The organism is Reinekea blandensis MED297, from assembly GCF_000153185.1.
Lineage (GTDB): Bacteria > Pseudomonadota > Gammaproteobacteria > Pseudomonadales > Natronospirillaceae > Reinekea > Reinekea blandensis.
In genome coordinates this window covers 230,076-250,465 of the sequence record NZ_CH724152.1, presented here as the reverse complement: position 1 = coordinate 250,465, position 20,390 = coordinate 230,076, and the positions used below count along the sequence as shown (strand labels likewise).

The window sequence follows — 20,390 nt, the reverse complement described above, 5'->3', positions numbered from 1 at the left end:
GTTGTTGACGGTTTCCAGACCAAGACCCCGATTCCGCCTGCGGAGGGCAGAAGAGTCAGGCATCGCCTCGATTAAAATCGTCCAGTTTTCCGAACACTTGTTAATCCGGTTACCTCCATTTGTCCCATTCAAAGCTCGTTGTGAGATGCGTACTATGCTGGGGTATCAGAAAGCAGGAGAAGACGATGTCGCGACCCAATTACCACTGGCAAGACCCCTTTCATCTGACCGAACAACTCACCGATGAAGAACGCATGATTGCCGACAGCGCCCGGGCGTTTTGTCAGGGCGAGTTGAAGCCGAAAGTGCAGATGGCGTTTCGCGATGAACAGTTCGACCGAGACTGGATGCGCCAGATGGGCGAACAGGGTCTGCTGGGCGCGACTTTGCCGGAAAAATATGGCTGCGCCGGGTTAAACCACGTCAGTTATGGATTAATCGCGCGTGAAGTAGAGCACGTCGACTCCGGCTTTCGGTCGGCCATGAGTGTGCAATCGTCGCTGGTCATGTACCCTATTTATCAGTACGGCGACGACGCACAACGCGACAAATTCCTGCCAAAACTCGCCAGCGGTGAATGGATCGGCTGTTTCGGCTTGACCGAACCCGACAGCGGCAGCGACCCGGCCAGTATGCGTACGCGTGCCAAAATCGTTGATGGCGGTTATCAGCTGACGGGCAGCAAAATGTGGATCACCAACTCGCCTTTAGCCGATGTGTTTGTCGTCTGGGCCAAGCTCGACGGCGAGATTGCCGGGTTTATTTTAGAGCGCGGCATGACTGGCTTGAGCACGCCCAAAATAAATGGCAAGTTTTCCCTGCGTGCATCGGTGACTGGTGAAATTGTTATGGACGAGGTGTTTGTTCCCGAAGCCAACCGATTGCCAAAAGCGAAAGGCCTCAGTGCGCCCTTTGGCTGCCTGAACAAAGCCCGTTACGGCATTGCCTGGGGCGCGATGGGCGCAGCTGAATGCTGCTTCGCGGCGGCGCGCAACTACACGTTGGAGCGCCAACAATTCAACCGGCCACTGGCGGCGAATCAGTTGATTCAGAAAAAACTCGCCGACATGCAAACCGAAATCGCCCTAGGCTTGCAGGGTGCGTTGCAAATGGGCCGCATGATGGACGCTGGCCAATGCCCGGTTGAGCTGGTTTCCCTGATGAAGCGCAATAATTGTGGCAAAGCGCTGGACATTGCCCGCACGGTCCGTGACATGCACGGCGGCAATGGCATTTCCGATGAATACCCGGTGATCCGCCACATGCTGAACCTTGAAGCGGTGAATACCTACGAAGGTACGCACGACATTCATGCGCTGATTGTCGGTCGGGCCATTACCGGGTTGCCGGCGTTTAGTTAAGAGAGTCTCGAGCGCCAGGGCATAGACTTAAACATCAACCCGCTTCCAAATCGGTTGCGGGTCGAGAACGAGACTGGCTTTATAGCTCTGGTCCTAGAGGGACAATGCCCGTCGGGTTCAAGGCTTTAACAGAGTAATACCCCGCCTTGATATGTTCGATGTTGACGGTGTCTTTCACGCCATCGATCGCCAGTATTCGATGCAGATAAGCGTTTAAATAAGGCATATCGCTGATCCGGTTACGGTTACATTTAAACAGGCCGTGGTAGGCGACATCGAAACGAACCAGGGTGACAAACAATCGAAGGTCGGTCTCTGTGAGGCGATCACCATGGATGAACGAGCGACCATCCGACAGCTGTGCTTCCATAGAATCCAAAGCAAGAAACACCTTGTGGTAGGCTTCTTCATAGGCTTCCTGAGTAGACGCGAACCCGGCCTGATACACACCGTTGTTCAGGTGCTCGTACAGGTAGCTGTTCAACGAATCGATTTGTGTCGCCAACTCATTCGGGACAAGATCGATCCCTTCGCCAACAAGGTTCACAAACGCCGTATTGAACATCCGCACAATGTCCGCCGACTCATTATTAACGATGGTGTTGGTTTTTTTATCCCACAACACTGGCACCGTGGCACGGCCGGTAAAATCGGGCGCAACTTTCGTGTACAGCTCGTGCATGTATGTTGCGCCATTCAACTCGTCTTCATCACTGCCGTTGAAGCCGCCAAACTTCCAACCCTGATCGGTCAGTTTCGGGTTCACGACAGAGACCGAAATAATGTCTTCTAACCCTTTTAAGGATCGGGCCATCAGTGTGCGGCTGGCCCACGGGCAGATGTACGCCACATACAGATGGTACCGGTCGGCCTCTGCTTTAAAGCCGCCTTCTCCGGTGATGCCCGGTGATCCGTCTGGGGTAATCCAGTTTCGAAATGAAGAGGTTTGCCGGATAAACCGACCCTGCTCATCTTTGTTCTGAACCGGTTGCCATTTTTCTTGCCATTGACCATTCACTAACATGGGTCGATCTCCTGTGCAGGAATCGCCTTCGGCGAGTTGGCGAAGGCGATTGTGTGTTTCGTAGATTTCGTTGTCGCTGTTGACTTACGCGGTTTGCAGTCGGTAGTTCGGGCGCTTCACCAGGGCATTATCGATCGAGTAGTGACCGGCCCCCTGAACCGTCAAGGCCAGCGTACCCGCGAGTAATATCAGCGCGTATTCATAACCGTTGTTGGTGAGAAACAGCCCGTTTTGAAAATGAACGCTGAAGATCGCGACGACCATCGTGATGGCGCTGAGCAAAGCCGCAGGACGGGTAAGAAAACCGATCACCAGTGCCAAACCACCAAAAAACTCGGCGCTGCCGGCCAGCAATGCCATCAGGTACCCGGGTTCCAGGCCGATACTGGCCATCCATTGGCCCGTGCCCTGGAGGCCAAAGCCGCCAAACCATCCGAATAGTTTTTGGGCGCCGTGGGCCGCCAGTACGATGCCTAACGGAAGGCGTAAGACCAATGCGCCAAACCCGGCGTTGGAAGCTAATAGTGTGTTGATGACAGATTTGTTCATGATTCTTTCCTTTTCGGTTAAATGTGAAGCAATGTTTTGATGTCTTCAGTTCTTATGTTGGACAGATTACTCACAACAAAAGATTGGAAAAACCGTCGAACTATTGGATGATTACCAATGATTTATTGGTAATTGGGCAGGAACCCCGACATGGATCGAATTGACACCATGAAAGCCTTTGTCGCGGTGGCCGAAGCGGGCAGCTTCACCAAAGCGGGCGAAAAACTGGAGCTGTCCAACCAGTTGGTGAGCAAATATGTGTCTCAGCTCGAAGAGCAGTTGGGCGTTCGGCTCTTTAACCGCACCACTCGGAATGTGCGACTGACGCAAGAAGGAGAGCAGTGCCTGCAACATGCGCTGCATATTCTGGAAAGCGTCGATGACATGGAAAATCACTTTGGCCAGTTACAGGCAGCCGCCAAAGGGCAGTTGCACATCAGCGCGCCGGTCTCCTTTGCCACTCAGTACCTGGGGCCATTGGTCCGAGACTTTAAAAAAGCCTATCCGGATGTGGGTGTAAACCTGGAGTTAAGTGATCGCAAAGTCGATGTCGTCGAAGAAGGGTTTGACGTTGCACTGCGCATCGGACATTTGAAAGATTCTTCCCTGATCGCCAAGCGAGTCGCACCGGTGCGGTTGGTGCTGTGTGCCGCGCCATCTTACCTCGACCAACACGGAGTGCCGGAACATCCGGAGGATCTGATCGGGTCGCATTTTCTGCGCTACAGCTACATGGAGTATGCCCCGCTCTCGAACCCCTTAATGAAGGTGTTACGCGCGCATTCGCAAAACAACCCCAACGGCATTATTGCCAACAATGGCGACATCCTGGTGTCTGCCGCTGTCGCGGGCGAGGGCTATATCCTGCAACCGACCTTTATTGTCAGCGAACCGCTCAAAAGCGGTCAGCTCAGCATCATATTAAAGGACTATGAGCCGGAACCGATGGGGCTATATGCCGTTTACCCACATCGGAAACTGCTGGCACCAAAACTTCGAGCGTTCATCGATTTTATGAGCAGCTACTTTGGCGATCCGCCGTATTGGGATCAGTTTTAAACGGCGGCCGAACCGATGCTATGGCAAAGAAGTAATTTGGGCTGGCTGTTTCAGGCTGTGGTTTTCTGCGCAGGGGTCAGTGCCAACAGGCGTAAACTCCAAACAATCAGAATTGCCTGCAGCGGGGCCCGTATCCAAAGATATACCAACCCCCATTGATGACCGCCCAACCCCGTTTGCTGCCACGCTGCCCAAACGTTCGCCGGAAAGAAACCGACGAACATGGCTAAGCCAGCCAACGTTGCCACACGTTGAAACCGGGTCGTGAACAATCCTAAAGCGACCAGCCATTCCCCTGCACCGGTTAACCAAACCAGCTCGCGCCGTGCCGGCACAAACTCCGGCAACATGGCCACCATACCGTTGGTTTGGGCAAAATGCCCGATGCCGAAAAACACAAAGCACAGGCCCAGCCCATAGGCGCGTCGTTGAGACGACCAGGCGGTTAACCCCAGCGAGGGCGACAGCACCCAGGCCAGCAGCCCGGGCGCAACTAACAGCAGCAATATAATCAGTGGTGTAATCATGCCGCGACGCCCACCTTGGCGGATCGGTTCAGTAACCACTGCGTTAAGGTCGTGGTGGTACGCAAAGCGTCTGGATCGGGCTTTTCACCGGTGCGGTCGTAGTGTCTGGTCAGGTCGGCAACATCGACCAAAACCGGGTCCCGGCTCAGACGACCGATGGTTGCGGCCAGCCATGACGGTAATGGCGTGTGCTGCAACTGCCACGAGTCGGCCACCCGGCGACAGGCTTGCGTCATCGTCAGCGTTTCCGGGCCATAGACATGCATTCGCTTATTGCGGCAGTGCTCATCCTGCAAACACCGACTGACGGTTTGGCCGTAATCGTCGGCGGCCACCCAATGAATGCCTTTGGTGGACGGGCCAATCTGCATCAGCCGGTTTTTCTGCACAAACAGATCGAGCGATTCCATAAACCAACTCGGCATAAACGCCAGATACGGCTGATTACTGGCTTTCAGTAATTGCTCGGCTTCCCATTTGTAATGGTTATCCCAACGGTCGTTAAATTCCGGATGCGCCGCAGCGGAGGAGATCATAGCGATCACGTCCAACGTTTGACCTTCCAGCGCCTTCAGCAGATTCTGCGTTCCTACCACATGGTTACGGTAGTAGGTGGCTTTACTGTGCCCGCCGACATTCACGTACACCATGTCGGTGCCCGCCAGGGCCGACTTCAGGCTGGGAATATCGTGTAGATCGGCATTGCGAATGTCGACCTTGTCGCCGAACAGACGCCGGGCGTTGCCAGGGTTGCGCGTTAAAATTCGGACATTAAAGCCATCGGCGATGAGTGCGCGGGCGACGGGCTGGCCCAGCATGCCGGTGGCGCCAATAACAGAGACAGTTTTCATAAGCATTCCTCGTAGGGTTCTGGTTAAGACAACGCCAGTGTACGGAGGACGATTGGTTTTATTAGTGGGTTAAAATGGTTTTGATTCTCTTATATTTGGGATAATTGAAGATCGAGCGATAGTCAGTTTAGAGACATGCCCTGCTTTCCAATTTCGTACACGCTTTAGTACGGTCACCACCGAGCTTATCCCTTTGTTGAGAGCTGGCAACGAGATCTTGAGAGCACGATCGCAAAAACGGAAGGATTCAAGACGTAAAACCTGGATATGAATGGGATATCTAGTCTCAAGACGCATATCCAGGAAAGGACATAGAAAAACCTGATATCTGACTCTTTGCTCAAGTATCGGGCCAATTCCGCGAGTCCCTTACGCAGTTGCGTTCTAGCGTGACGTTTAATTCTGGATAGTCAGTCGCAAGACGCGAAGTTAATTAAGCCCAAATTGACAATAGCCGCCATGTGCCGGAGTATGGAATGTATTAGAGTGATCAAACTGAGAGTGGGTGGCAGGTTTATGCGTCGCCGTGATATTTGGTCATGCGACGTAGAATAATCTGTTAGCACCTAGGAGAGAACGTATGGATAAGGAAGTTGAGCTAAGAAAGATATTTCATAAACTACGTTCAGGGAGCATTCCCGAGCGAGAAATTCTTGAGTTATCGAGTAATTTAGATGACAGCGATGTTGACTGGATGCTATCAATAATCAAGGGATTAGAAGGTCCTCATGATTACTTTAGCGAGGATATTGAGCTGGAAGAATCTGCTGATAAGGATGCAGAGGTTATTGTAAAAGGATTTTTCCAGTTTGTTGACCTCGTGAGTGGACTGATAATCAAATTGGGCGATTCTGGTATTTCTAAAGCTAAAGCCTTTGATGGTGGTAGTTCAGAATATGTACCGTGGGTTCTAAGGTACTGTTCAGATGCTCGTTTCCAGAAAGATATTAAAGAGAATTTCCCGTTTTTAGGCATATAGTGCTAACAAGTGGCAGCAACCGACCGTTAAAAGTGTCACTTGTTTTGCCCAAAACCCGGCAAAACAACTGCCAATTTTGCCGGCGGCTGTGCCAGGCGTTAAGTGCCAGAAGAAGTTAATTTATGGGAATAGCTAAAAGTCTTGCAGAACTAGATAGGCTCCAGTCAGAAGGCGCTATGGTATTCATAAAATGGGATGGTGAACGAGACTCTAATCGTAAGACTGTTCTAATCGAAAAGCCCGGAACCGAGTATTTATTCCGCAAAGATACCGACGATATAGAAGCAGTTTTAGCTGAAGGAATTGCAGACTATGATGCTTACTTTCATACCAGCACTTAACAAACTGGTGTTGGTCTTGCCCGCTTTTTCCGCTGGCGCGGCGGGCAATGGACTCGTTTTCGCTGGCGCTCAACTCGCCCCAAACCAAGGGCGTTATGTGTCTAGGATAATCCTTTTGAATAAATACATGTCTGAGAGTGACAGCTGATATTCCAGATCCATCCATAGCACTCTACTATTCAAAGAACTTGTGGCCACTCTAGGGAGTGGCCACCTATTTAAAGGGATTGACCTCCAGATACTTCAAGACGCTGACCAGTCATCCATCCACTGCCCGCAACAAGGAGCCCTGCGACGGCACTACCAATATCGTCGGGTAGCCCAACACGACCCATCGCTGTCGTGGATGCAATATGTTGATTTAACTTCGGTGTATCACGTACTGCACCACCACCAAAATCAGTTTCTATTGCACCGGGCGCAATGGTATTTACAGCAATTCCTCTGCTTGCATAGGCTGCAGCTTGGTAGCGCGTAACGACTTCCAGTCCGCCTTTCATTGCAGCGTAAGCATCGTAGCCAGAAAAAGTCATTCGGGTTAAGCCAGATGATACGTTGAGGATACGTCCTCCGTCTTCAATAAATCTGGCAAGGCATTGTGTCAGAAAAAATGGGCCTTTCAGGTGTACTGCGTACATGTCATCCAGTTCCGCTTCTGTTGTTTTTTCAAATGGTGTGAAAATTCCATAGCCAGCATTATTGACCAAATAATCGAAAGTATTTCGTTCGAATGTCTCTTTGAGTATAGATATCAGGCTATCACGAAAACTGGAAAAGCTGCTGCTTTCGGCAACATCAAGCTTTAGCGCTGCAGCACGACCGCCCTTGCTGTTTATTTCATCAACAATGCTTTGTGCTTCTGCTACATTGCTCTGATATGTAATGACAATACCAACATTAGCTTTAGCAAGATGCAATGCTGCGCTTTTGCCCAGTCCGCGACTGCCACCAGTGATGAGTGCAATTTTCTGTGTCATGCTTTTCTCCGAATAATTGAATTTGTGTGTGAGCGTTCTATGTGCAGAGTATCGCGAGAAAATGGGGGGCGCTTGTTTGTGAATGCGAATTATTTGATCATTCCTCCAAATAATTCGTGATTATAGCTAGTTTTAGGTAAAATTCTTGGTCAGTTCCTGCTGAGCCTTGTGTATGTATAAAGACTTTTCTGCAGATGTCATAGCCTATGCTGATAAGCATAGGCTTTCTAATGAACCTACCCCCATTGGCGTTGGAGGACTTTCTATTGTGCGCAGTAGAGAACCCTCAGCATTAATGAATACCCTATACAACCCATTGCTTTGTCTTGTTCTGCAAGGTCAGAAGGAAGCTAGATTGGGTGAAAGGGTCGTTACCTTCAGTGCTGGTGAGAGCTTGATTGTGAGTATCAATATTCCCACGGTGAGCCAGGTAACTGCTGCTTCGCCCGCTAAGCCCTACGTGGCTTTGGCGCTAGAGATATGTCTCGATACTATTCGGGCTATTCAAGCTGAGTTGGAATTGTCCGACGATGATGTAGCTGATAATGCTTCTATTGCCTCAGGCATTAGTGGCGGTGAATTGGTACAGGCGGTTAAACGCTTATTTGAACTGCGTGATCGTTCCTATGTAGAACAAAAAATCATGGCTCCTATACTCTTACGTGAGATCCACTTTCGCTTGTTGCTCGAAAGTCACGGCGGCATGTTGCGCCGCCTCGCGTATCCCGATAGTCATGAGAGCCGCATAAATCGCGCCATTCTAAAATTGCAAAAAGACTTTGCAGAACCTATTTGCGTTCAGGATCTGGCCGCTCTGGTTGGTATGAGCGCATCCAGCTTTCACGAACACTTTAAGGCTGTAACCGCAACAACACCCTTGCAATTTCTTAAGGATGTGCGATTACTTGTGGCACAGCAAAAGCTTTTAGCTACAGCCCTCTCTGTTTCTACGGTTGGCTTTGAGGTTGGCTTCGAAAGTACAGCACATTTCAGTCGTGAATATGCACGGAAATTCGGTTACCCACCAAGCCAAAACAGGCGAGGGTCGGTTCAAGCCATCACATAACAAACGCATGTTGCCGACTGGTTTTCCACTACGCTCCAAACCAGCCAGCAAATGCTGGCATTACTTGGAATTATGAAGAAAATACTTCTACTGATAATTTTTGCATCTAGCAATGCTCTTTCTGAAACTTTGTGGGAAAAGTATTTAGCATTGCCAAATGATTTGAATGCCGAAGTAGTGGAAGTTATCGAGTATTCGGAAGGTGCGATTCCAGAGGGTTATCGCTACTGGATTCCAGACTTACTGATTCTTCAAAACCAAGTAAATAGTGGTAGTAAAGACTCTCTCTGCTTAGCAATTAGGCTAATGCTTTCGAGTGATGGCGGGTTGCGAGAGGATCTTATAGCTCTGATAGCCCGGTCTATTCGAATTAATCCTTCCCAGTTTCTTACGGTCACGGAGCAAATAGCACTTTCAGATGCTGTTTTGATGCGCATCCTAAATATGCCAGGATTGGAGTATGTTGACAGGCTTGGGGCCCAGAACTATGAACTTTCCCAAAGAGTTAGTGCATTACGGTCAGTTAAAGAACCTTCACTACTAAAACTAGTTGAGAAGTATTCAGGTATGGTGCGGCTTCGCAAGTAACAAGCGCCCGCAGCCACTGCGTTCCGGGCCTTGTACTAAAAACTCGCTAGCGCTCATTTTTAGCCGCTGTGGCGGGCGTTAAGGTCTGACCTTGAAGAAATCGACATTTATGGTTCTTTTAGCTATTAGTAATGTCACTTTTGCATTTAATGAAAAGGACATTCCGATTGGTGACTACTTATGGACTTATAAGTGTGAAACAGTCAAAGGAACCTACTACATGGATGGGTTCTACCCCGTGCACATCCTTAACAAAACAATGAGGCATGCACTTAAGAACCCCCCTTCGGGGTACGACTCGCACTTATCAGCGCTCGCAGTTATTGTGAATTTTAAATGTAACAAGTATGTATAGTTTTGAAGAAATAAAGGAAAGGTCTGTATCAGAGAATGAACTGGTCGTCGGTTATACCGACGCTATGGAACTACTGTATATACTCGAACAAAGTGGCACCCAAGTATTAGGATGGGAAGGCTGGATTAAGTATAAAGACGGGAGGCTCGGGCATTCACAGAAACATCAGGGTACCGTAGATCTTTCTGATATGAAAAATAACTTTGCAATAGCGCTTGTAAAAAGCACAATTATGCAAGCAAAAGTTGAATGGGACGAAAAGCCTGAGGTGAATGGTGCAACTTTACTGTATTGCATTACCACCGACACCTAACAAGTCAGAGCTGTTTCTGTCTGTTCAAACCCGCATCACGGCCTACAAAGAGTTCGCTCCTTCGTTGCTCTCCGATAAGCGAGGCGTTAATAAATAATGAACCTGATACTCGAAAATACAAACCAAGTTAAGTACTTCACTTTTCTACCTGAGGTTTTCGAAGCACTCGGAGTTCGCGCATTGGATTATGAATGGTATTTGTCTGACGTAGAAACCAATGGTTTTAACGTTAGGGAAGGTTGGTACTCTGGTAAAGAGCTTAATGCTCTTATCAGTACCAATAATGTTCAGTTTATTTGGGGTGTAATATCGGCATTCAAAACCGGTGTTCGTCCAAAAATTGTCAATGAACCCTATATCGCTGGCAATCCGAATTACTGGAATGGGTCTAATCCCAGCGTTCAGGCGGAAGGTGCAGTATTTGAAGTCGGTTGTTGGGACAGCAGTGCAACCCTGCTGATTGGGTTAGACGAGAAACTGTCATCAAAATATTCTTCAGTTTATTCCGACGCGAAACAATTACGTGATGCTTAGTAAAATCACAGTGATCAACCGCCCGTAGCTACCCCGTCTAATGTTTGTAACCGCTCTAAACAACCCGCTCCCGCTTCAAAGCCAACCAAGAATGCACCGTAATCGCCGCTAAAATTGCACTGCCGCCAATCAACGTCATCGATGGAATGCTTTCCTGTAAAACCAGCCACACCCACACCGGTCCCAGTATGGTTTCGATCAGTAAAAACAAACTGACTTCGGGTGATGGCAGGTAGCGGGTCGCCATCATCAACAGGACAGAGGCGACGGGCATCTGAACTAAGCCCATCACGGCCAGCCAACCATAGCTGGCCATATCGAGTGACAGCGGTTGCGCAAAGGGTACGGCGAGCAGGGCAGTGATCAGCCCGCTCAAGGCGACGACGGGGATTTTGGGTAACTCCGGCAGTCGGCGCAGCAATGTCAGTGTCAGGCCCATCAACATGGCCAGTATCAGGGCGACCAAATCACCTCGCCAGTCGGCCAGCCCGAACGATCCGGCAAACACAACGAGCACGCCCGTCAGGGCGACGACAATGGCCACCCAGGTGCGCAGCGGCAGTTTTTCACGCAGCAAAAACCAGGAAAACAGCGCGGCAAAAAATGCGGAACTGCTCAGAATCACCACCGTGTTCGCCACCTTGGTATGGCTGACGCTGACCACAAACAGCGCGGAGTTAATGCCGTACAGCACCGTCACGGCAAGCGCTGCCAAGCCGTGCGCCCTGTACCGGCGCAGCTCCGCGAGTCGACCGGTGACGGTCATGAATGTCAGTAAGGACACACAAACCAAGAGCCCACGCCAAAAGGCCACATTGGCCGGCGTGGTGCCTGCTAGCCGCACCAGCAGGGCATCGAAACCGAGGACCAATACGCCAATGCCGGCGAGGGTGATGCCCTGTCGATGGTCTATCAATCGTTCTGTCATGGTCGTGATGTGTCCTGAGTCGAGGTTAAAACGCGGTTCAGGCTAACGGTTACACGGGTGAATGTCATCGTTCGTGCGAAAACAGGTTACACTGCTCGCAACTGTTTCAGATTTGGGATAATCGGTGATGGATCTACAGGCTCTACTCTGGTTTGTTGAAATTGCGCATTGCGGGTCGTTCAGTGAGGCCGCCCGCCGGTTAGTGGAACCCAGCAGTAACCTGAGTCGGCGCATTGCTAAGCTGGAATCGGATCTAGGTGAGCGCTTACTGACCCGAACGACGCGGGCGCTGTCGCTGACCGACGCCGGGCGGCAGTTGCTGCCACTGGCGGAGCAAATGCTCACTGACCAACAGGCGGTGCTGGATTGGCGGGACAGTCAGCAGGAACCGAATGGCACACTGCGCGTGACGGCACCGGGCAGTTTTGCGCGCGGTCCACTGACGCCGTGGGTGATCCGCTATCGGCAACAGTTCCCGAGCGTTCAGGTCGAGCTGATCCACAGCAACGACTATCTTAATTTCCAGGCTCATCGGCTGGACTTTGCTTTCCGCCAAGGGCCGCTGCCAGACTCGACGCTGCACGCTAAACGGCTGTTCAGCATCCACTACGGTGTGTTTGTGTCTCCCGGTTGGTTAACGAAACACGGTCCGGTCACTGAAATTGCCCGGTTAAACGCCCATCAGGTTATTACCACCGGGGCTACAAGTGCGGTGTTGCCCTGGTGGTTCCGCTCCGGCGTTTGGCAGCCGGCGCAAATCAGCTACCTGTTTGACGACTTTGATCAGTGCCTGCAGGCCGCCGCCGAGGGGGAGGGGCCGACCTTTGCCAGTCATTATCAGGCGCAACCCTGGTTGGCGAGTGGTGAGCTGGTGGAAGTGCTGGCAGAAGAGCGCGCCGACCCGATCGGTTTTCACCTGGTGTATCCCACTCGCACACATCGTTCGCGGAAAAGCCTGTCATTTCAGCAGCACATCGAGCAGGAAGTGCGCCAGTTCGGACCCGCCGAAGGCTTGGTATTACCTGAATAATCCGCTTCTGCGGGTGCCCTGAAACCCCCGCCACAGAGCCTTCTTTAAAGATTTGCACAGTCCTTTTCAGAGTTTGCGCAGCGCTTGTCTTTGGCAAGCGCAAGCCGTCTGGCTATGTTGATCGCACAAGACGGGATCGGCCAAACGGTTCCGCAACGATAATAAAAAAGGTCCAACCATGAGAGAGAGTCTGACGTTCTGGCAACGGGCACTGCTGTGTCTGGTCGTTGCTGTCGGGTCGGTGTCGGCAGAGCTGCCACCTGCCTATACCGCCTGCCTTGCCTGCCATGGGGCGAACGGTGAAGGAAACCCAGCCTTAAAGGCACCGGCCCTGGCCAGTCTCAATGCGGACTACATCGTCCGCCAGCTCAATAACTTTGCCGATGGCCATCGGGGTACCGCCGAAGGCGATGCCACGGGTGCGCAGATGACCGCTTTTGCAACCATGCTCAACGAGGCCGACCGGCAGGCCATTGCACAAGGGCTGGCTTTGCTGCCCTCGCAACGGCGACCGGCGACGATTGACGGTGATGCCGCCAAGGGTGAAAAGTTGTTCAATGCCAACTGTGGCGATTGTCACGGGGCCTTTGCCGAGGGTAATGAGGCGTTTTCGGCGCCGCGTTTGGTCGGTCAGCACGATCAGTACCTGTTCGACCAGGTTATGAAGTTTAAAAACGGGCAGCGCGGTTATGCTGCGGATGATCGCCTGGGGCGGCAGATGGCGTTTATGTCGTCTGAAATTGCCGATGAAACGGCACTGCGGCATGTCGTTGCTTATATTCAGTCGTTGCCGGTGCCCGCGCCATGAATCGTTGGATCATCGCCCTGATGTTGGGTGGGCTACTCAGTGTTGGCGCAGGTGCCGAACCGGCAGCCACCATAGAGCTGTCACCCTATTGTCCGCCGGGTTTTGAGCGGGTCGCGTCTAATAACTGTGAGTTGCGCTCGCTGTATCAACAGTACCCCTCGCTGCAAAGCCAGGGCGTGGGCGGGTTAAAAACCGGGCTACCGGCGTATCGGGACGGATTCTCGCCGCAGGTCATCGATCTTGGTCGCTATCTGTTTTTCGACCCCGTGTTGTCGGTGAACGGTACGCAATCGTGCGCGACCTGTCACGACCCGAGCCGGGGCATGGCGGATGGTCGGGCCGTGTCGATCGGTGCACTCGGTGAGGAAGGCACTCGCTCCGCCCCCAGCCTTTGGAACCTTGCCTTTCAGGACATTTTCTTTTGGGATGGGCGTGCGGCCACCTTGGAAGATCAGGTCGTCGGTCCCCTGTATTCCGAGCAGGAAATGGCGAACACACCGGCCAACCTGTTGCAGACATTGAATGGGATTCCGGCCTATCGGGACTTGTTTCAGGTCGCGTTTCCGCAGTCCGCACCAGACATCACGCTGGATGAAATCTACCACGCGCTGGCCGGCTTTGAAGCCAGCCTGGTGTCGCTTAACAGTCGCTACGATCAATACGCTCATGGTTATGCCGACGCGTTGACCCCTCCGGAAATTGAAGGGCTGAACGTGTTCCGCTCGTTCGTGGCCCGTTGTGCCGAATGCCATACGCCACCGTTGTTTACCAATCAGCAGATCGCGGTCATTGGCACTCCAGAGCCGGATGGCATGTCGCGTGATGTCGGCGCGATGGGCGTCACGGGTGATGCCTCGATGCGGGGCGGCTTTAAGGTGCCGAGTTTACGCAATATTGAGTTGACCGCGCCCTACATGCACTCGGGCAAGTACGACTCGCTCTGGGATGCCACGGAGTTTTACACACTGGGGCGCGGGCATGCGGTACCTGAGGGCGAGCACCTGTATCTGCACTGGCACATCTGGGAGCCGGAACTGACCGACACCGAAATTGATCGGCTGGTGGATTTTATGAAGACGCTGACGGATACGCGGTTCGCGCCGAGAGTGCCGGAGGTGTTGCCGTCGGGGTTGTCACCCATTAGTGCGGAAGCGTTTATACCCGGGAACTGAAATTGCGTAGGAGCTTGCTTCCAAGCGACGTTAGCGAAGCGTTAAGACCGGTTTCGCCTGCAGGCAGGCTCTTACAGGGTGGCATGGTTTGTAGGAGCTTGCCTGCAAGCGATATCGGCGGGATGTTCCACAACAACATTAAAAAAACGATAACAAAAGAGAGGACTCAACATGAAACGACTGGTCAGGTGGCTCATTCTGCCACTGCTGTTCATTGCCATCGGCATCGGCCTTATGCAGGGCTGGTATTACGTGTTCCCACCCAAGGCCGAACGGGTTGTTCAGTCTGCCGACGCGGAGCTGTCGCGCAACATCGGTGGTGCGGGTTCTCTTGCCGTGCCGACGCTGGCGCAGGGCACCATCCATGAAGTCCGAGACGGCGACTCTATTCAGGAAGCGGTTTTAACGGCCCAGCCCGGCGACACGGTCATGGTGTATCCGGGCACCTATTCCGAAACGGTGTACATCGATAAAGACGACATCGTGCTCATGGGCGTGGTCGAAGAGGGCGAGTACCCGACGCTGGACGGTAACAAAGAACTGAACGACGCCATTTTGTATTCCGGCAGCGACATCACCATCGACAGTTTCAAGATCATGGATTACAAAGGCAATGCCATCATGGGGCAGGCCGGGAATAACTTTGTGATCCGCAATAATCTGGTCATCGATACGGGGGTGTACGGCATCTTTCCGCAGTTCGGGACCAATGGGCTGATCGAGCACAACGTGCTGACCGGCATTGAAGACGCCGCCATTTACGTCGGCATGAGCGACCACATTGACGTGCGCCATAACGAAGTGTTTGGCAACGTGGCCGGCATCGAAATTGAGAATACCCGTCATGCGCTGGTGGAGAACAACTACGTGTATGACAACGCCGGGGGCATTCTGGCGTTTATCACCCCGGGCCTGCCGATTAAGACCACCTACGATGTCATCATTCGCGACAACTTTGTTGTGAATAATAACCACGTGAACTTTGCCGAACCGGGCTCCATCGTTGCGAACGTGCCGCAGGGGACGGGCATTTTGGTCATGGCGGCCGACGATGTGGTGATTGAAAACAACATCATTACCGGCAACAACAGCGTCGGCATTGGTATTACCGATCTGTCGCTGGTGACTGATGTGTCCAAAGATCCAGGCTCGGAGCCCAATCCGGACCGGATGGTGATCATGGATAACGTCATGTACAACAACGGCAGCGACCCGAAAGGGATCCTGAAAGATCTGATCAGTGTGGTTGGTCGCGATACCGGCCCGGACATCATGGATACCGGTAAAGGCAGCGGGAAATGCATTGCCGATGTGAATCGCTACCAAACCCTGTTTTTGTTAGGTGCGGACTACGGCGTTTGTGATCGGCTCGAATACGCCACCGACGGCTTGTTCACCATGACGCTGGAAGACATGGCCCCGACTGAAGTTAAACAGGATGTCTCGGACGCTGACTTTGAAAAAGAGATTGGCAAACGGGCGTATTATGGTGTGTGCACCGGCTGTCATACGTATAGCGTACGAATGATAGGCCCGTCGGTGAAATCGATACAGGCGCTGTATTTTGATAACCCCGAAGGCATTGCTGAGTACATCAACGACCCGATTAAAAAACGCGATGATTACCCGGAAATGCCGCCGCAGAATTATCTGACTGAAGAGACTCGCATGGCGGTGGCGAAATACATGTTAGGAGTGCGGGAATAACCCAGGATCTGAACCTTGAAGCCCGGCGTTATGCCGGGTTTTTTATACCCACGCATTTCAGCATGTCTGACATTGCTGTTCCATAATTTAACCGAGCCGTATTTGTGCCACTCTCAGGCCAGAAGCGCTATGGTGTCGTAGTGCAGGTCAGACTGAAACAAAAAAGCAAATTGTGAGCTCAGTTGAAGTACAGATCGTATCGACCGTCGTCTTTGAACGTCTGCAACGCCGCGTTAAACCGGCGTAGGATGTCCAGGCTGTCCGCGTTCGACTTAGGCAACATCAGGAAACTCTCGTTTTCCAGAATCGGCGTCGGGTGATGAGTGATCTGCGATTTCAGTTCCGGCGCATCATTATTGAGGGTGTAATAGGCGATGCTTTTTTCTTCGGCGAACAGGTCGATCCGCCCGGCCGCCAGCATCCTCAGATTTTGTTCTACGGTCGGCTGGCGCAGCATGTCAAAGACTCCGTCTTCCAGTGCCTGATCAAACGCCGGGCCATAGCTGTAACCCAGACCACCGCCGATGGTCAGCCCGCTCAGGTCGTCGAAATCCTGCCAGTCGAAGTCGGCATCGGTCAGTGAGAACAGAACAAAGGTTTCGTTGAGTACCGGATCGCTGAAATAGAAGTCGTCGGTACGGTCTTCTTGAAACATCCATACGGCAGTAGCGGAGTATTCACTGATCGCTGTTTGGTTATAAGCACGCACCCAAGGCAGGAAAACAAACTCCACTTCGTAACCAGCCTCAAAGAACACATCGCTGATCAATCGCGCAACCGAACCGTATCCGGGCAGCGACTGGCTCAGAAAAGGGGGCCATTCACCCGCCGAAATCTGGATGGGGGTAGGGTCTGGCTTATGGGTGCTTGTCTCGGAAGACACGCCGAATGAGGCAATCAGCATGCAGAATGACAGCAACACGATTCTGGAAGCTTTCATGGGCAGAGGAGCTTGTTGAGGCTTAATAGAAAGAGTATAGCAGTCTCTGGCGCTTACAATGTTCGACTGGCGCTTTTTTGTTTTTGGGGACAGTTCTTTACCGGGTAAAAAAAGGAAGCCTAGGCTTCCTTTCTATTCGTTTGGTGCGCAAGGAGGTTAGAACTGGTCCCAAGTGTAGAGTGTCGCTTGACCACCGTTGACGGTAACTTCATAACCGTTTGGAACAATTTTGGCTTCTGCAAAGGTATCGTCGGCACCTTCGACACGAATCACGCCGGCACTTGGGTAAGTGTCATTCAGGCCAATAGAAATGGCTTGCGGGGTGCTAGTACGGAGCGTCTGGCCATTAAACTGAGAGTAAAGATCCCAGCTTACAGATTGACTGGTACTGCCCGTGGAAATGTCCAACCCACCGTCGATTTTGGACGTTTCGCCATCTGCCGTAACTTTGAAATCATCGAAGTCGATGCCGACAGTCAGTGAGTTATAAGTGTCGTTTGATTCATTATAACCAGACCACGACATTGAGACGGACATGCCGCCATCGGTTACTTCCCATCCATCGTCACAGTTGTTGAAAGTGGTTGATACAGACATCTGTCCACTTGTTGGCAAGTCGCCCGTGTTGGCATATGAGTCAGGTACGGTGGCGGACAGTGTCATTGTACCGGATGGTGAACAATCTAAGGTAACCGATTGACTGGCTCTGGATTGAATCGCAGTCGTCGGTGCTGAGTAGCTCTCAAGCATCTTAGAGGGTGTATATTCGTCTGTATCTTCCGTGAGCGTAACGGAGTTGGCAATCACATTTTTTGCATTCGCTTCTGTGATTTTAAACGTCAGGTCGTAACTAGAAGAGCCCTCCGGGCCGCATGCTGTCAACGCGATAGCCACACCAGCGATGGTCATTAACTTTTTCATTATTGTTCCTTTATATTGGAATGACGGTTTAACCAGCGTTCTATCTTTTTACAGGGAGAGGTGTTTGTCAATTTTAACCGCTAGAAATTTGATGTTTTTCAAATAACCGCATTGGGAATGTCTTGGAAAATGCTTTAAAGCACCTGATTCTTAACCAGCACCTTCTCAATTTTCGTGGCGCTGCGAGCCAGTCGCTTTACGTCTCCCAGAGTGGGTGTTTCACCTCGGGTGATCTCGCCTTCCCAGTATTCCACTTCCTGCTCCAGGTACTCGAGCAGCTTTTTCGGGCAGCCGATGCACAGGCCAGAGCAAACCCGAGCGTCGTCCAGCTCATCGAACGGAATGCGCAGACGGATGGTCTGAGTCAGTTCCTTCAGGGCGATCGATGTTCGAGGCATTGGCATGGGCGATACTTAATATTAGTTATTTCTAATATTAAGATTAAGAGGCTTTACAGTCAAACGGCTTTTAGGTGAAACTGATCTTATTCGATCGCAATTCAACACTGTCCCCACTCAAAAAGGAAGAGAGCATGCAGGAACTACTTCAAGGTATGGCCGAGACCGCCATGACCTGGCTTCAGGAAAACACTCTGTCACTGGTTTTAGCCCTCGCGATATTCGTCGTCGGTCGCTGGCTGGCCGGTCTGCTGTCAAAGCTGATAAAGAAAATCATGGCGCGCGCCAAGGTTGATGAGATTCTGGTCGACTTCATTGCAGGCATTGTGCACGCCGTGTTGGTGCTGTTTGTTATTGTGGCGGCGCTGTCACAGTTAGGGGTCGACACGACATCGCTGGTGGCTTTGATCGGTGCCGCCGGTATCGCCGTCGGTTTGGCATTGAAAGATTCGCTGCAGAACTTCGCTTCCGGCGTGATGCTGATTCTGTTCCGCCCGTTTAAGTCCGGTGACTTTGTTGATGCCGGTGGTGTAATGGGCATTGTCGAAAAGATCACTGTCTTTTCCACCACCATGCGTACCGTCGATAACAAAGAAGTCATCATTCCGAATGGCGGCATTTACGGCGGCGTAATTACGAACTTTTCGGCACGGCCAACCCGTCGTGTTGATATGGTGTTTGGCATTGGTTACGACAGCGATCTGCTGAAAGCGAAAAAAATCCTGCAGGAAATGATTGAAGCCGACGAGAGAGTGCTCGCCGAGCCAGAACCGGTGATTGCCGTGGGTGAACTGGCCGACAGTTCCGTGAATATTCTGGTTCGACCCTGGGTCAACGCCGCCGATTATTGGGGCCTGTACTGGGACATGCAGGAACGGGTGAAACTGAAGTTTGATGAAGAAGGCATCTCCATTCCATTCCCGCAAATGGATGTGCATCTGAACCAGGCCGGGGACTGATGACCTCCATCTGTGTTCCGGGCAAGAGGCTGCTGCGGCCTCTTGCTTTTACCCGGCGACCGGCGCAAACTGTGCCCACCTTATTCAAGTAAACCGCAAAGGAGACGTTTTATGACCACATCAACTGATCATGTAATGACGTCGGCGAAAGCGTAGCGGTTACTCTAACAACAGTCGATCTACCGAATAACCTCTTCTCTTTCCCGACAGATGCCGAATCGTAATTGTCGGGTTATGTCTGCATAGCCCTTAAGAAAAACCTTTTTAGGGTTAATACCATTGAATACCAAAACTTTTAGCTTGGCAGAGTTGGGCTGGCGCCCGATGCTGCAACAACAACTGTCGTTTGAAGAGCTGGACAGCGGCTTTGCTGCGCGCGTTGACGCGGTGTTTCGTGACCGGGTTCATGTGCTGAGTGAACAGGGTGAACTGTCCGTGCCGTTGATGGGCATTCTGGATTCGGACGATCCCGAAGCGCGCGCGACAACCGGTGACTGGCTGTGGTTGGCAAATGACACTCATCGGCCGATCAAACTGTTTGAGCGCAACACGTTACTGAAACGAACGGCGGCGGGAACCGATCCGAAAGCGCAACTGATTGCCGCGAACATCGATACGCTGTTTGTCGTCTCTTCGTGCAACCTCGACTTTAACGTCTCGCGCCTTGAACGCTACCTCGCGCTGATTCTGGCGGCGCACATCCCTGCGGTGATTGTGTTGACCAAGGCCGATCAGACCGATGCGGTGGAGCCTTATCTCGATCAGGCGGGTGCCATCCATCGTGACGTTCCGGTCATTGCCGTGAATGCGTTAGCCTCGGACATTATTGAGACCTTTGCACAATGGACTGGCTCCGGCCAAACCATTGCGTTTATCGGCTCGTCCGGTGTGGGCAAGTCGACGCTGACCAATACGCTGTTGGGGCAACGGTTCACGATACCGGTGGCATTCGCGAGATGACGCCAGGGCCGGCACACACACCGGTCGCAGTCTGCACAAATGC

The 20,390-nt window shown here is 51.9% G+C and carries 23 protein-coding genes; 14 read left to right on the top strand and 9 right to left on the bottom strand.

Translation table 11 applies throughout. The features are described from left to right. Positions 1 to 185: 185 nt before the first annotated feature. Positions 186 to 1,361 (top strand): acyl-CoA dehydrogenase, encoded by a 1,176-nt coding sequence (locus tag MED297_RS12825; protein ID WP_008045550.1) that lies wholly within the window; start codon positions 186 to 188, stop codon positions 1,359 to 1,361. 79 nt (positions 1,362 to 1,440) lie between these two features. Here the strand turns inward: MED297_RS12825 and MED297_RS12820 are convergent, their stop codons facing one another. Together MED297_RS12820 and MED297_RS12815 are read right to left on the bottom strand one after the other, a co-directional pair. Next, positions 1,441 to 2,385: a glutathione S-transferase family protein gene (locus MED297_RS12820; RefSeq protein WP_008045547.1), complete on the bottom strand. Its 945-nt coding sequence runs from the start codon at positions 2,383 to 2,385 to the stop codon at positions 1,441 to 1,443. Between the two features lie 84 nt (positions 2,386 to 2,469). Then, entirely contained in the window at positions 2,470 to 2,934 is a 465-nt protein-coding gene (locus MED297_RS12815) for a DoxX family protein (RefSeq protein WP_008045544.1), read from the bottom strand. Positions 2,935 to 3,084: 150 nt separating this feature from the next. On the opposite strand from MED297_RS12815, the gene MED297_RS12810 reads away from it, so the two are divergent. Beyond that, positions 3,085 to 3,993, top strand: coding sequence for a LysR family transcriptional regulator (locus tag MED297_RS12810; RefSeq protein ID WP_008045543.1), 909 nt, complete (start codon positions 3,085 to 3,087; stop codon positions 3,991 to 3,993). A 50-nt stretch (positions 3,994 to 4,043) separates the two neighbouring features. Here the strand turns inward: MED297_RS12810 and MED297_RS12805 are convergent, their stop codons facing one another. Both MED297_RS12805 and MED297_RS12800 read right to left on the bottom strand, forming a co-directional pair. After that, positions 4,044 to 4,520, bottom strand: coding sequence for a DoxX family protein (locus MED297_RS12805; protein WP_008045540.1), 477 nt, complete (start codon positions 4,518 to 4,520; stop codon positions 4,044 to 4,046). Then, positions 4,517 to 5,371, bottom strand: a complete 855-nt coding sequence (locus MED297_RS12800) for an SDR family oxidoreductase (protein WP_008045539.1) — start codon at positions 5,369 to 5,371, stop codon at positions 4,517 to 4,519. The genes MED297_RS12805 and MED297_RS12800 overlap by 4 nt, the downstream gene beginning before the upstream one ends. A gap of 580 nt (positions 5,372 to 5,951) precedes the next feature. On the opposite strand from MED297_RS12800, the gene MED297_RS12795 reads away from it, so the two are divergent. Both MED297_RS12795 and MED297_RS12790 read left to right on the top strand, forming a co-directional pair. Continuing rightward, positions 5,952 to 6,350, top strand: a complete 399-nt coding sequence (locus MED297_RS12795; protein WP_008045538.1) for a hypothetical protein — start codon at positions 5,952 to 5,954, stop codon at positions 6,348 to 6,350. A 122-nt stretch (positions 6,351 to 6,472) separates the two neighbouring features. Beyond that, positions 6,473 to 6,691 carry a hypothetical protein gene (locus MED297_RS12790; RefSeq protein ID WP_008045537.1) on the top strand — a complete coding sequence of 73 codons (219 nt, stop codon included), beginning with the start codon at positions 6,473 to 6,475 and terminating at the stop codon, positions 6,689 to 6,691. A 218-nt stretch (positions 6,692 to 6,909) separates the two neighbouring features. Here the strand turns inward: MED297_RS12790 and MED297_RS12785 are convergent, their stop codons facing one another. Then, positions 6,910 to 7,668, bottom strand: coding sequence for an SDR family NAD(P)-dependent oxidoreductase (locus MED297_RS12785; RefSeq protein ID WP_008045536.1), 759 nt, complete (start codon positions 7,666 to 7,668; stop codon positions 6,910 to 6,912). 172 nt (positions 7,669 to 7,840) lie between these two features. Between MED297_RS12785 and MED297_RS12780 the strand changes: the two genes are divergently transcribed. The 4 genes from MED297_RS12780 (at position 7,841) to MED297_RS12760 (ending at position 10,524) form a co-directional block, all read left to right on the top strand. Continuing rightward, positions 7,841 to 8,734: an AraC family transcriptional regulator gene (locus MED297_RS12780; protein ID WP_008045535.1), complete on the top strand. Its 894-nt coding sequence runs from the start codon at positions 7,841 to 7,843 to the stop codon at positions 8,732 to 8,734. 51 nt (positions 8,735 to 8,785) lie between these two features. After that, positions 8,786 to 9,322, top strand: coding sequence for a hypothetical protein (locus tag MED297_RS12775; protein ID WP_008045534.1), 537 nt, complete (start codon positions 8,786 to 8,788; stop codon positions 9,320 to 9,322). A 347-nt stretch (positions 9,323 to 9,669) separates the two neighbouring features. Further along, the gene (locus tag MED297_RS12765; RefSeq protein ID WP_008045530.1) at positions 9,670 to 9,990 is read left to right on the top strand and encodes a hypothetical protein; all 321 of its coding nucleotides are present in this window, start codon (positions 9,670 to 9,672) and stop codon (positions 9,988 to 9,990) included. A 96-nt stretch (positions 9,991 to 10,086) separates the two neighbouring features. Next, positions 10,087 to 10,524, top strand: a complete 438-nt coding sequence (locus tag MED297_RS12760; RefSeq protein ID WP_008045528.1) for a hypothetical protein — start codon at positions 10,087 to 10,089, stop codon at positions 10,522 to 10,524. A 55-nt stretch (positions 10,525 to 10,579) separates the two neighbouring features. Here MED297_RS12760 and MED297_RS12755 read toward each other — a convergent pair whose 3' ends face one another. Continuing rightward, positions 10,580 to 11,452 carry a DMT family transporter gene (locus MED297_RS12755; protein WP_008045527.1) on the bottom strand — a complete coding sequence of 291 codons (873 nt, stop codon included), beginning with the start codon at positions 11,450 to 11,452 and terminating at the stop codon, positions 10,580 to 10,582. 127 nt (positions 11,453 to 11,579) lie between these two features. Between MED297_RS12755 and MED297_RS21360 the strand changes: the two genes are divergently transcribed. The 4 genes from MED297_RS21360 (at position 11,580) to MED297_RS12735 (ending at position 16,169) form a co-directional block, all read left to right on the top strand. Beyond that, positions 11,580 to 12,482: a LysR family transcriptional regulator gene (locus MED297_RS21360; RefSeq protein ID WP_008045525.1), complete on the top strand. Its 903-nt coding sequence runs from the start codon at positions 11,580 to 11,582 to the stop codon at positions 12,480 to 12,482. A 178-nt stretch (positions 12,483 to 12,660) separates the two neighbouring features. Continuing rightward, positions 12,661 to 13,290, top strand: coding sequence for a c-type cytochrome (locus MED297_RS12745; RefSeq protein WP_008045524.1), 630 nt, complete (start codon positions 12,661 to 12,663; stop codon positions 13,288 to 13,290). Further along, positions 13,287 to 14,462 carry a cytochrome-c peroxidase gene (locus MED297_RS12740; protein WP_008045522.1) on the top strand — a complete coding sequence of 392 codons (1,176 nt, stop codon included), beginning with the start codon at positions 13,287 to 13,289 and terminating at the stop codon, positions 14,460 to 14,462. The genes MED297_RS12745 and MED297_RS12740 overlap by 4 nt, the downstream gene beginning before the upstream one ends. A 171-nt stretch (positions 14,463 to 14,633) precedes the next feature. Next, entirely contained in the window at positions 14,634 to 16,169 is a 1,536-nt protein-coding gene (locus MED297_RS12735) for a parallel beta-helix domain-containing protein (RefSeq protein WP_008045520.1), read from the top strand. A gap of 178 nt (positions 16,170 to 16,347) precedes the next feature. On the opposite strand, the gene MED297_RS12730 is transcribed toward MED297_RS12735, so the two are convergent. From MED297_RS12730 to MED297_RS12720, 3 genes are all read right to left on the bottom strand, one after another. After that, positions 16,348 to 17,109 carry a substrate-binding periplasmic protein gene (locus MED297_RS12730; protein WP_008045519.1) on the bottom strand — a complete coding sequence of 254 codons (762 nt, stop codon included), beginning with the start codon at positions 17,107 to 17,109 and terminating at the stop codon, positions 16,348 to 16,350. A 156-nt stretch (positions 17,110 to 17,265) separates the two neighbouring features. Beyond that, positions 17,266 to 18,030 (bottom strand): hypothetical protein, encoded by a 765-nt coding sequence (locus MED297_RS12725; RefSeq protein WP_008045518.1) that lies wholly within the window; start codon positions 18,028 to 18,030, stop codon positions 17,266 to 17,268. Positions 18,031 to 18,164: 134 nt separating this feature from the next. Beyond that, positions 18,165 to 18,434, bottom strand: a complete 270-nt coding sequence (locus tag MED297_RS12720; protein WP_154650933.1) for a hypothetical protein — start codon at positions 18,432 to 18,434, stop codon at positions 18,165 to 18,167. Positions 18,435 to 18,562: 128 nt separating this feature from the next. On the opposite strand from MED297_RS12720, the gene MED297_RS12715 reads away from it, so the two are divergent. Beyond that, positions 18,563 to 19,387 carry a mechanosensitive ion channel family protein gene (locus tag MED297_RS12715; protein ID WP_040557212.1) on the top strand — a complete coding sequence of 275 codons (825 nt, stop codon included), beginning with the start codon at positions 18,563 to 18,565 and terminating at the stop codon, positions 19,385 to 19,387. Between the two features lie 279 nt (positions 19,388 to 19,666). Continuing rightward, entirely contained in the window at positions 19,667 to 20,347 is a 681-nt protein-coding gene (gene rsgA / locus MED297_RS12710) for a GTPase RsgA (RefSeq protein ID WP_008045514.1), read from the top strand. Positions 20,348 to 20,390 lie beyond the last annotated feature (43 nt).